A 10,848-nucleotide genomic window follows, 5' to 3' on the forward strand; every position below is an offset into this window, starting at 1 on the left:
CTGCCGGAGCCGCTTGCGCCCGGCAAGGCAAAAATCAGCGCTTAGGGACGCGGCCGAGAAGCAGAGCGGCCGTCGGCACGCCAAGCCCTTTGGCGATCATGCCGATAATCGCCAGCGTCAGATTCTGTTGCGCTTGCTCGATCTTGTAATACGTGACGGTCGAGATGCCGATCAGGTCGGCAACCTCCCTCTTCATTAAGTTCTTCCGCTTCCGGTAGCCGTTTATCGCGCGCGCGATGTTGTCCTTAATCTGCTGGACGTCGAGCCGCTTCATCGATGGTTCCACGACTGCCGGCGGCAGCAGCAGTTCAGCGACGCTGATTTCAAGCGCCCGCGCGAATAGCGCGACCGTCGCGAGTGTCAGGTTCTGCTCCTGCCGCATCGTCAAATAGTAGGTGCGGTAGGAGAACTCCTTTTCGTTGGCGAAGCTTTTAATCAGCGCCACGAAATCTCGATTCGACAGATTCCGCCGCTGGCGTTCTTCTTCGAGTTTTGCCGCTATTTGCGCCTGCATGACATCGCGCTCTGGGTTGTCCAAAACGTTTCTCGGATCGTATTTTTCCACCGCCGTCCAACCCCATACAAACCTCCTTTCGCGGTCGCAAAAAATCAATTAAAGTATAAACAGCGACGTCCGTGAAAGGAGCTCCCATTGACCAAATCTCTGCTCTTTGCCGCCGCCATTGCAGTCGGCTCCCTTTACGCCAGCAGCGCGCCGGCTTCCGAATGGGGCTGTCAGGTACTGCTGTGCGTTTCCGGGAACTGGCAAGCCACCCCAAGCTGCCACCCGCCCATGTACCGGCTCATCGCCGCGATGAAGCTTCCCGGCTTCTCCTGGCCAACATGCCCTGACGCGAACTCCTCTGCCGCGCGGAAAGACGTCTATGACGACTGCCCGGACGGTTGGACCGTCGGCTACAGCGACGTCGGGCACGACGGCAACCGCTCAAAACCAAACATGTGCGAGAAGCGCGAGAATGGATGCTTCGACCATCGCAACGGCAGGCCCATCTTCAAGACAGTCACCAACCGCCGTGATGGCGACAGTTGCCAGAAGACCATCAGCATGCCGCGGCCGATGCGGTCAAAGCCTTGGTACGTTGAGTATACCGACGCCAACGGCTTGAGGCAGCGGGCCTGGTTCAATCTCAACATCTGACTGCTGCTTCCGTCGATTCTATGATGACACTCTAATTGACGTGCGAACGGAAATCGAGCCACCTAATTATAGAAGGTATCCCAATATGCGCAGCATCAATCGTTTCACCGTTGCCGGGAACGTAGGCAGCGTCACCAGCTTCAATAAGGCGGTCAAGGTCAGCATCGCTGCCGACCGCCATTGGACCAACGACGCCGGGAAAAAGGAAACGAGGACGGATTGGGTCACCGTCACCGTGTTCGATGATCAGGCCGCGTGGATCAAAGACAACGTTTCTAAAGGCCAGCCGGTCATAGCCGAAGGCCGCATCAGCAACTCATCCTACGAAAAGGACGGCGAGACGGTCTACACGACCGATCTGGTCGCAACGACGTTCAACGCCTTCCAGGCCGCCAATGTCAATGCGAACGACTGACAGGATCCGCCCGACGGCTGAGCACGGTTCGTTTGTCCCGGCAACTCTGCAGCGGCCTAGTCGTCGCGGCGGCGCAATCCGGTAAAGGCACCGCTATCGCGGCTGGGTTCGTGCCCCTCCCCTTCGGCCGAGTGGCGCCCTGGCAGCCATCCGGCAACAGGGATGATTGGTCATGGAAGACGACTTACTGGATGTGATCACGGTCGCGACCACTGGCATCGTGTGCTTCTTCAATCGCCTTGATCTTCAACTTTTACATCAGCCCCGCCCTTCTGTGCGGGGTCGTAGGCAGTGCTGCGCAAGCAGCTCTCATCAGGGCTGTGTATCCGCGTTAAGCGGGAAGGCCGGTGTTTGAGGCCTCAAGCAGCGTCAGGGCGGCCCCGTCGCGGACCTCGCCGCCGACGATCCGGTCAGGGCGAAACCTCATCGTGCTCTTCAGCAGCCGCGCCATGTCGATCGCGTCGCTGGTATGCAGCGCTACGGCGTTCTCGGCCGCGCACTGCATCTCTGCCGTGTCCTCGAGGATTAGAATGCGATCGTCAGGCGCTGTCTCTTCGATTTCAGCGATCACCGCATTGGCGAGAGTAGTCTTTCCCGATCCCGAGCCGCCGCAGATGACGACGTTGAGCCGGGAGGCTATGGCGTTGCGGATGACGATCTCGCGGTAGCCATGCGTCATTGACCACTCGATGATCGCCGAGAACAGGGTCAGGGCACGGCATCATGCAGCGCACGCCCTCCCCTGCCCTCGCGGAGCGATGTGTCGACGCAGAAGCGTGAACTCTCGACCATCCCGGCACGGGCTTCGAGCCGGCTGGTCGCCAGCAATTGTGGAAACCTTTCACCAGCATAGTCGGTCCTGTCACCGGTAAGGAGCGGCGCGCAGCCGACGACATCGAAGGCCGAAAAAATCGCCAGAACGTCGGTCGGCCTCAGGAGGTCGAAGGCGTCGACCTCACGGTCGTCGCTGGCTTCAACATTCCACTCCCGACGTCACTTGAAAGACGGGGCGCGAAGACGATGCATCGTTTCGACAGAAGTGCGAAGCCGTCATACGCCGCGGCTGGAATAGCGAGTGCCTGCATCGGTATTGCTCCGGTTCGGAAGCGTTCGGAACCATTGCGCGGCCGTCCGCGGCTAACGAAAACATGAATCCGATTCTCTCCTGCGTCGCGGCTGAGTCGGGTCTACCGCACACGAAGCGCGTCTGGACACCTGACAGGGCGCGCAGAGTGCACTGATAAAAGCATCAGCAGCTCTTAGGCGAATACTGAGCACGGGAATGCCATAGAGGATTGTTTTGTAATGGGAAATCGCCCGTCTAGCGTGGTATGGAAGAGGTTCCCCCAGGCTGCCGTTAAGGTATTGTTAACCAATAACTTCTTGCAAGCCTAAGGCGAATAGGTATCGTCACGGTTAAATGACGGAACACGTCGATTAACCGTGACGAGAGTTTAGACCGTGAGCAAGGCTGCCGCTATATCTCGGAATGATCGTCCGTCGGTCGATGTGACCATCGGCGAGCATGCCGATCGACTCAGTTCGCAGTTGCAGGCGATGAGCGAGGCTTTGTTTCCGCCGACGTCCCAAAAAAGTCTGCGCAAGTTTACGTCGGGGGAAGCAGCGCGTCTGATGAAGATATCTGATTCCACTCTCAGGAAAATGACGCTTGCTGGTGAAGGACCTCAGCCAGAACTCGCAAGCAATGGGCGACGATTTTACACGTTGGGGCAGATCAACGAAATCCGCGGAATGCTGGCTGGGAGCACGCGTGGCCGCGAGAGCATTGAATTTGTGCCCCATCGTCGTGGAACCGAGCATCTGCAGGTCATCGCAGTAACGAATTTCAAGGGTGGCTCGGGCAAGACGACCACTTCTGCCCACCTAGCTCAGTATCTTGCATTGCAGGGATATAGAGTTCTCGCGGTTGATCTGGATCCCCAGGCAAGTCTCTCCGCGCTGCTAGGGGTGCTTCCGGAGACGGACGTGGCGGCAAACGAAACACTTTATGCCGCGATTCGATACGACGACGCCAAGCGTCCACTTCGGGAGGTAGTTCGTTCGACCTATTTCGACGGATTGGATCTGGTCCCCGGCAATCTTGAGCTGATGGAGTTTGAGCATACCACTCCTAAAGCGCTGACCAGTCGCGCGGGGGCGGACGGGTTGTTTTTTACTCGTGTTGCGCGGGCATTCGACGAAGTTGCCGACGGCTACGACGTCATAGTGATCGATTGTCCTCCCCAACTTGGATTTCTTACGCTAAGCGGTCTGTGCGCTGCAACGTCGATGATCATTACGGTGCACCCGCAGATGCTCGATGTTGCGTCGATGAGCCAATTCCTTCTGATGACCCGAGACCTTCTCGGTGTTGTAAAGGATGCCGGCGGGGATCTTCAGTACGACTTTATTCGGTACCTCCTCACGCGATTTGAGCCACAGGATGCCCCCCAGACAAAGGTGGCGGCCCTGCTTCGAAATATGTTCGACGATCACGTTCTCACCAATCCGATGGTCAAGTCGGCAGCCGTGTCTGACGCCGGACTGACGAAGCAGACGTTGTATGAAATTGGTCGCGAGAACCTCACGCGGTCGACTTACGACCGCGCTATGGAGGCATTGGATTCGGTAAATGCAGAGATTGAGGTACTGCTGAAAAAAGCGTGGGGTCGCGCGTGATGGATAGAAGATCTGACGTGTTGGGAGCTCCCAACACGAAGCTGTTGAAGAGCATTTGCTGGGCTGGTGAACAGACACCCAGATGTCTTCCCTCACCCCGCTGTCGCGCAGCTAAACGGTTGTTGGGAGCTCCCAACGCGCGCGCCGCAGGTGCGGTGCAGGTAGGTCCACTCGCAGATCCGCAAGGAGCCTCGGCATGAGTCGCAAGGATGCTATAGACTCGCTATTTTTGAAAAAGCCCGGCCCCTCGCTGCCGCCAGCTGGAGATAAAATAGCCGCCCGAGTACGCACAGGCGCCATTTCCGCGATGGGTTCGTCCTTGCAGGAGATGGCAGAAGGAGCCAAGGCGGCAGCACGCCTTCAAGAACAGCTAGCATCAGGCGACGCAGTTGTCTCATTAGACCCGTCTAAGATCGAAGGATCAACGATCGCGGATCGTTTGCCGGCAGAAATCGATCGAGGTTTCGATCAGCTGGTTATGAGCATTGCCGAGAACGGCCAACAAGTGCCCATACTTGTGCGGCCTCACCCCGAGACAGCGGGGCGGTATCAGATAGCATACGGCCGTCGTCGATTGAGGGCTGCTGCTAAATTAGGGCGCGAGGTAAGGGCAATTGTCCAGACCCTCAGCGACGACGACCTTGTGATTGCCCAAGGCAGGGAAAACCTCGACCGGGCGGATTTATCTTTCATCGAGAAAGCTCTCTTCGCTAAACATCTCGAGGATGCTGGCTATGAGCGCGCTACAATCATTGCCGCGCTTTCAACGGATAAGGCGGACCTTAGCCGATTCATTTCGATTGCCCGTAGCATTCCTGAAAATCTTGTCTCGAAGATCGGACCCGCACCTAAGGCGGGACGCGCGCGGTGGGCCACGCTCGCTGAGGGATTAGGTCGCCCTAAAACAATGCAGTTAGTCGAATCTGCGGTCGACACCGCTGAGTTCAGGAAGGCCGACAGCGACGCTCGCTTCGCTCGGGTGTTCAGACTCGTATCCAACACTACGTCCAAGCCTTCGCCGAAAGTGAAATCGTGGACCACTCCATTAGGCAAGAAGGCGGCCCGCATCGAACATGCGGCGGCAAGGACGGCACTAATATTCGATGAGAAGCAGGCCCCTGCGTTCGGAGCATTTGTCGCTCAGCAGCTGGACCGCCTCTACGATCAGTTTATGGAAACCAGGGAAGGAGGAGGTACCGCTCAAAAGTAGGGCCTTAGGTCCCGACTGAGCTTTCTCGGTGGGGTCGATTGATCACAAACCGCAAAAGAAAAAGGCCCCCGAAACGGCATCCCGGAAGCCCTTCTCTGTAGTCTCGCAACTTAGAGAATCGCACTTCCGAGAATCGCAGTCAAGAGTCCCATAGGGACTAAATCGTCGTTTCGACGAGCAGATTTCTTTTGCCTGAACACAGGTGAAGGAAAATGAGGACGCATATCTCAACGACGCCCTTTGGGCGGCGGCCGATGACGCTTGGCATGATCTCAAGCCAAGTCACTGCAAGGGCGGCGTCGAAGGAGGCGACCGTCCACAAGTGGCATGTCTTCCAGGATATCAAGGACGCCAGGATCGCTCTGGGCGCCACTGATCGCGCTTTGGCTATTCTCGACGCGTTGTTGTCGTTCCATCCGGACACGACGCTTTATGGCGACAGCGAGCTGATCGTCTGGCCATCAAACGAGCAGCTTATTCGCCGCGCCAACGGGATGCCGCCAACGACATTACGGCGGCACCTGGCCGTCTTGGTCGAGTGCGGATTGATTATCCGTCGGGACAGCCCAAACGGCAAGCGCTTCGCCCGGAAAGGGCAGGGGGGCGAGATCGAGCAAGCCTATGGCTTCGACATCTCGCCGATCGTCGCGCGCGCTGAGGAGTTCAAGGATCTTGCGGAAGCGGTCAGATCTGAGAAGAAGGCCTTTCGTCTCGTTAAGGAGCGGCTAACCATATGCCGCCGTGACATCGTCAAGATGATCGACGCGGGGATTGAGGAAGGCGTGCCGGCGAACTGGGGCAGGGTCCAGCAGGCCTACCAGGCGATTGTCGGCCAAATACCACGCACCGCGCCCAGGCAAACCTTCGAGGTGATTGCCGAGGAGCTAGAAGGCCTTTGGGCTGAAGTGCGTGAAGCATTGGAATCATTTGTAAAAACACAAAAAGCGGATGCCAATGAGTCCCGAAATGGACGCCACATACAGAATTCAAAACCAGACTCTAAATTTGAATCTGAAAGTGGCTTAGGAAATACAGATGAAGCGGGCGCCAACGTTGCGGACACCGACAACCTACGCAGCCTGCCGAAGCGCGAGCTGCCGTTAGGGATCGTGCTGGATGCCTGCCCGAACATGCTTTGGCTGGTGAAGGGCGGCGGCGGAATTCGCAATTGGCGTGAATTTCTGGCCGCGGCCGAGGTTGCCCGGCCGACCATGGGCATCAGCCCGAGCGCCTGGGAGGAAGCGCGAACGGCAATGGGTGAGCAGCAGGCGGCGATTACCATTGCTGCGATCTACCAGCGACAGGACCAGATCAACAGCGCCGGCGGATATTTGCGCAGCTTGACGGACCGGGCAAAGGCCGGAAAGTTCTCGGTCTGGCCGATGGTGATGGCCTTGTTGCGGGCAAAGCTTGACGCGTCGAAAGCTGCCGGAAACGGAGCTGAAGCCGCTGCCGTCGATTTGGAGACGGCAGGCAAGGTTGTGCGCACCGAATCCCGGCTGGAAATCAGCGATGCGTTGCGCCGCAGCCTCGAGAAGCCGAGGCGCGGATCATAATCTGCCGGCGGGTTTCGATCCACACTATGACATGGACGGTGGCCGCAGCGCTTGTCGGGACGAGCGTCTTATGAGAGCATCGAAGGCATGAAAAACGAACACGACCCGGAACCGACGCCCGATGAAACCGCCGGGATGGTGTGGTGGAATTCGCTTACCGAATCCGATCGTGCGGCTTGGCTGGCGCGGACCGGCAGCGCTGTTCCAGCTGATGCCTGGGCCGCGTACAAGCGGCTCGGGAATGTTGAGCGTCAGCCACGGACCGTAAACTGAGGACTGTTCTGCAGCGGGATGACGGTCAGCTCGCGGGTAGTTCGGCGACGAGTCCAAGCCGGCGGGCTCGATCGAGCAGGTTCTTGACTGAGGAGGCAGACCATTTTGCGCTTCCTCGTGGGGTTCGCTCATGCAGACGCTCGAGCTGGCCAGCGATGTCGCGGAGCGACAGATCTGGGTTAGACTGTGAAATCCCTGCCACAAGAGTCATCAGGCGATCTTCGGGAGGCAGAGGAGACGCCCGCTTTAGCAGTGTGGATTCGGCCAGGTGCTCGGTGACGAGCCACCTCACTGCCCGCCGCAGTCGTTCAGGCGTCCAGTCGAGGCCGCGCTGGTTCAGGACCCGAGCGATATCGTCCCAGTTGTGGTCTGGTCGCATCCGGCGGACCGTCGGAAGCCACTGGTTCATCGTTGATTGTAGCCGTCGGCCATAGGCTGCCTTTTGCACCGCTGTCATCTTCGCCAGGGCTTCGGGCCTGCGCTCCCGGATACCAGGATTGCCTGGCAGCCGCCCCTTCGATCGTGCAGCGATGATGCCGGCCTTGGTCCGCTCCGAAATCAGCGCACGCTCGAGCTGGGCAACGGCGCCGAGTACCTGTAGCGAAAACATGCCCTGTGGCGTCGACGTGTCGATTGGATCTCGGAGAGATCGGAAATGCGCGCCCTTCTCAGTCAGATCCTCGATCACCTGAAGAAGATGGCTGACCGAGCGCGCAAGGCGATCGAGACGCACGACGACCAGGACATCGCCGGCGCTGATGTCGCTCATCAATCGCAGTAGGGCAGGGCGAGCTCTCGACGCACCGGATCCATGTTCCTGAATGACGACGTCGCAGCCGGCCGATCGCAGCTCAATCTCCTGCGCTTCCGTCGCTTGTTCGTCCGTCGACACGCGTGCGTAGCCGATTTGCCGGCCCTTTAGTCGTCCGGAGCGTCGATCTTGCGCTTCACGGGCCATTCGCGTCGTCTCTCAGCATAGGAAAGGGGCGTTTTGTACAAACACCGAAGATATCAACAAACGATCGTTTGTAAACGTCTCTAGTGGCCCTTTGCGTAGCTCCTACGGCTTCGATGAGCCTGACAATCAACGTTTTCTAGCCTCCTGACCGCCCCAGGGCGTGGTGCTGTACAGTCCCGATATGAGGTCATTATCGATTGTGAGAAGCCCGGTTGAGAAAGTGCCATGCAAGTCAAGCTAACATCCAGATAGCTTGACTATGGCAATTCTGCTATCGTGAAAACAATGACTTACGCGATTCGAGACTTGCCCTTGGAGGCCCTGTTCGGGCCCGTCGCGCGTGCGACCGAAGCTTCGGCCCGCCTCGACGAGCGGCTGGCTCGCTCGCCGGTCCGCGACGGCTTTGTCGAGCGCCAGCATTTTGCCGACGCGGCCGCAGCTCTTTGGCTGGAAGGCGAACTCGTCCACCTCGAGGACCTCGTCCTCCACGACGCCCACATGGACATCCGCACCCCGACCCACGAACTCACCCGGGCCCATGCCGTCTTGCGCGTCCGCCGGCGAATTTTTTCGAACAACCCGGACTGGGCGCTCAGCCGTGACGGTTTTTTGGCGCTGGCCGGCCGCGGCGGCGCGACGCCGGCATCGGGGCCAAAAGGCTCGGAAGGGGAGGGGGCTGGAACTGCCTCTGTTGATCCCGAGGTTCGAGATGACGCTGAGGACGATCTCCTGGCCGAAGAATTTGCCGACATCGATGCTGTCCTGGCGCGCTCGTCGAAGATTCTGAGCGGCGCCGACGTGCCGGCGAAAGCGGCGCGCCCGGACGATCGGCCGGACCTCATCTACGATCTCGACTGGGACGAAGACGCGCGGCTCGCCGAATGGCAGGACGTTATCGCCAGGACGCGCGATCTGCCGGTCGTCCTGCGCGCGGCGTTGCTTCTCGACGCCTGGCAGGACATCGAGGTGCTGCAGCATGCAGCCTGGCTCGGGCCTCTGCTGATTGCCGCGCTGCTGCGGCAGGAAGGTCTTGCCGCCCACCATCTCGCTTGCATTCATCTCGGCGCGAAAAACATTCCGCGCGAGCGGAGGCGGGCGCGCAATCGCGGCGATCGGCTGCTCGCCTGGCTCGATGCCATTCACGACGCAGCAGTGGCTGGGCTGAAGGAACACGATCGGCTGGTGCTGGCAAAAAGCCAGATGGAGCGGCGGCTCAAACAACGGCGCGCTAGCTCGAAACTGCCCGACCTGGTCGAGCTGGTACTGTCGCGACCGCTGGTCTCGGCGGGCATGATCCAGGAGCGTCTAAAAGTGACAAAACAGGGGGCGCTCAACCTGATCGGTGAGCTTGGCCTGCGCGAGATGACGGGCAGGGGAAGGTTTCGGGCGTGGGGGATCGTGTAGTCCGCAGCCGCCGTAAGGTTCGTCTACCTTACGAAGTTATCCAACTTGACGAAATTGCGCTGTGTAACCATATTGGTGACAGCAAGAGGTTGTCATCATGGCCGCTCCAAAACGCAGTAATCATAGCGGGACCGCATCGCATGCGGGAGTCGCCACCCTGAGCTTCACCACAAAACTTCCGGCGCAGTCAGACTTCAAGAAGGTATTGCTCGAACGCTATCAGGAAGCGATCGCACGCAGCCGCAAGATCGGCCATCGCGTATCGTTCCGGGTAGAGGTCGATCCGGCGGCTGATGCGCAGACGATTACGCCGGTCGAGGAACGGCCGGTCGCTTCGGATGAGTTTCCCGTCGACGACACGGGCATGCCCGATACCGAACTCGAGGCGGCGCTTGCCGGAGCACGCGTGCGTGGCCGCAAGCGCGTCGCCGAAATTGTCGCCGGCGAGGACATGCTGACCGCGGATGCCTTTGCCAAGCTGCTCGGCACGTCGCGGGTGACAGTCAACGCCAGGCGGCAAAGCGGGCAGGTGCTCGGGATCGATGGCGCCAAGCGCGGATTCCGCTTTCCTGTCTGGCAACTCGACAAGGACGGCCGACCGTTCGGGACATTGCCGGCGCTGCACGAGACGCTCGGCAACAGCGCCTGGGCGGTCTATCGGTTTCTGGTGTCGCGCCATGGCGCCCTCGATGGGCGGACGGGCCTTCAAGCCCTTCAGCAAGGCGATGACGCCGCGGTGTTGGCCGCGGCGGAAGGCCTGGCCAGGGGCGATTTCGACTGAATGCCCGGCGTTCCACCTTCACCCGATTTCGGGCGTGCAAAGCTCGAAATCGAGACCATATCGCCGGGACGGACATTCGGCCGGATCTGCTGGAGCATCTATCCCGATCCGCTGGGATACGGGAAGTCGCCGAGCCGATTCAGCGATCCTCGACGCCGCGTTGACGCCAATCGGTTTGGTGTTCTCTATCTCGGTGACTCCCTGAAGGTGTGCTTCCTCGAGACCGTGCTCCGCGACCGCCGCGAAGGAATCCTTGACGATCTTCCGGTGGAGGAGGTGGGGATGTGTTGCAAAGTTTTTGGTAACGAGGCGCATGGCATTGGGCTCCGGTGTTCCCCGGAGAGTTGAGATGTTCAAAGGCCGCCATTTCGACCAATCTGTGAACTTGCTTTGCATTCGCTGGTATCTGGCCT

Annotated in this window: 10 protein-coding genes and 2 pseudogenes; 8 read left to right on the top strand and 4 right to left on the bottom strand. The window is 59.4% G+C overall.

The annotated features are described in order from the left end of the window. Window positions 1-34 precede the first annotated feature (34 nt). Window positions 35-565 carry a helix-turn-helix domain-containing protein gene (locus NKI69_RS25020; protein ID WP_352722751.1) on the bottom strand — a complete coding sequence of 177 codons (531 nt, stop codon included), beginning with the start codon at window positions 563-565 and terminating at the stop codon, window positions 35-37. Between the two features lie 87 nt (window positions 566-652). On the opposite strand from NKI69_RS25020, the gene NKI69_RS25025 reads away from it, so the two are divergent. Together NKI69_RS25025 and NKI69_RS25030 are read left to right on the top strand one after the other, a co-directional pair. Further along, window positions 653-1,159, top strand: coding sequence for a hypothetical protein (locus NKI69_RS25025; protein ID WP_352722752.1), 507 nt, complete (start codon window positions 653-655; stop codon window positions 1,157-1,159). A gap of 85 nt (window positions 1,160-1,244) precedes the next feature. Further along, a complete protein-coding gene (locus tag NKI69_RS25030) occupies window positions 1,245-1,574 on the top strand; it encodes a single-stranded DNA-binding protein (protein ID WP_352631152.1) in 330 nt (109 codons plus the stop codon). A gap of 337 nt (window positions 1,575-1,911) precedes the next feature. Here the strand turns inward: NKI69_RS25030 and NKI69_RS25035 are convergent. Beyond that, window positions 1,912-2,286: pseudogene (locus tag NKI69_RS25035) on the bottom strand (ATPase, T2SS/T4P/T4SS family); the annotation flags it as partial. Next, window positions 2,283-2,555 (bottom strand): annotated as a pseudogene (locus NKI69_RS25040) (acyl-homoserine-lactone synthase); the annotation flags it as partial. The pseudogenes NKI69_RS25040 and NKI69_RS25035, both read right to left, overlap by 4 nt. Before the next feature lie 480 nt (window positions 2,556-3,035). On the opposite strand from NKI69_RS25040, the gene repA reads away from it, so the two are divergent. The 3 genes from repA to repC all read left to right on the top strand — a co-directional run bounded on the left by repA (window position 3,036) and on the right by repC (window position 7,019). Then, window positions 3,036-4,253 carry a plasmid partitioning protein RepA gene (gene repA, locus NKI69_RS25045; protein ID WP_352631148.1) on the top strand — a complete coding sequence of 406 codons (1,218 nt, stop codon included), beginning with the start codon at window positions 3,036-3,038 and terminating at the stop codon, window positions 4,251-4,253. 196 nt (window positions 4,254-4,449) lie between these two features. After that, complete coding sequence (repB, locus tag NKI69_RS25050; protein ID WP_352722753.1) at window positions 4,450-5,463, top strand: plasmid partitioning protein RepB; 1,014 nt, start codon at window positions 4,450-4,452, stop codon at window positions 5,461-5,463. Between the two features lie 212 nt (window positions 5,464-5,675). Beyond that, the gene (gene repC, locus NKI69_RS25055; protein WP_352722754.1) at window positions 5,676-7,019 is read left to right on the top strand and encodes a plasmid replication protein RepC; all 1,344 of its coding nucleotides are present in this window, start codon (window positions 5,676-5,678) and stop codon (window positions 7,017-7,019) included. A gap of 298 nt (window positions 7,020-7,317) precedes the next feature. On the opposite strand, the gene NKI69_RS25060 is transcribed toward repC, so the two are convergent. After that, on the bottom strand, window positions 7,318-8,250 hold the full coding sequence (locus NKI69_RS25060; RefSeq protein ID WP_352722755.1) for a recombinase family protein: 933 nt from the start codon (window positions 8,248-8,250) through the stop codon (window positions 7,318-7,320). A 312-nt stretch (window positions 8,251-8,562) separates the two neighbouring features. Here NKI69_RS25060 and NKI69_RS25065 point away from each other — a divergent pair, with 312 nt between their 5' ends. The 3 genes from NKI69_RS25065 (at window position 8,563) to NKI69_RS25075 (ending at window position 10,783) form a co-directional block, all read left to right on the top strand. Continuing rightward, window positions 8,563-9,654 carry an RHE_PE00001 family protein gene (locus NKI69_RS25065; RefSeq protein ID WP_352722756.1) on the top strand — a complete coding sequence of 364 codons (1,092 nt, stop codon included), beginning with the start codon at window positions 8,563-8,565 and terminating at the stop codon, window positions 9,652-9,654. Window positions 9,655-9,751: 97 nt separating this feature from the next. Then, window positions 9,752-10,435, top strand: a complete 684-nt coding sequence (locus tag NKI69_RS25070; protein WP_352722757.1) for an XRE family transcriptional regulator — start codon at window positions 9,752-9,754, stop codon at window positions 10,433-10,435. Then, on the top strand, window positions 10,436-10,783 hold the full coding sequence (locus NKI69_RS25075; protein WP_352631136.1) for an RES domain-containing protein: 348 nt from the start codon (window positions 10,436-10,438) through the stop codon (window positions 10,781-10,783). The last annotated feature ends 65 nt before the right edge of the window (window positions 10,784-10,848 follow it).

It is taken from the genome of Mesorhizobium sp. M0491 (genome assembly GCF_040321265.1).
Classification (GTDB): domain Bacteria; phylum Pseudomonadota; class Alphaproteobacteria; order Rhizobiales; family Rhizobiaceae; genus Mesorhizobium.

Excerpts from the sequence above, each read along its gene's own strand:
- NKI69_RS25030 (WP_352631152.1), top strand. The coding sequence starts at position 1,245 with ATGCGCAGCATCAATCGTTTCACCGTTGCCGGGAACGTAGGCAGCGTC.
- NKI69_RS25075 (WP_352631136.1), top strand. The coding sequence starts at position 10,436 with ATGCCCGGCGTTCCACCTTCACCCGATTTCGGGCGTGCAAAGCTCGAA.
- NKI69_RS25070 (WP_352722757.1), top strand. The coding sequence starts at position 9,752 with ATGGCCGCTCCAAAACGCAGTAATCATAGCGGGACCGCATCGCATGCG.
- NKI69_RS25060 (WP_352722755.1), bottom strand. The coding sequence starts at position 8,250 with ATGGCCCGTGAAGCGCAAGATCGACGCTCCGGACGACTAAAGGGCCGG.
- repB (WP_352722753.1), top strand. The coding sequence starts at position 4,450 with ATGAGTCGCAAGGATGCTATAGACTCGCTATTTTTGAAAAAGCCCGGC.
- repC (WP_352722754.1), top strand. The coding sequence starts at position 5,676 with ATGAGGACGCATATCTCAACGACGCCCTTTGGGCGGCGGCCGATGACG.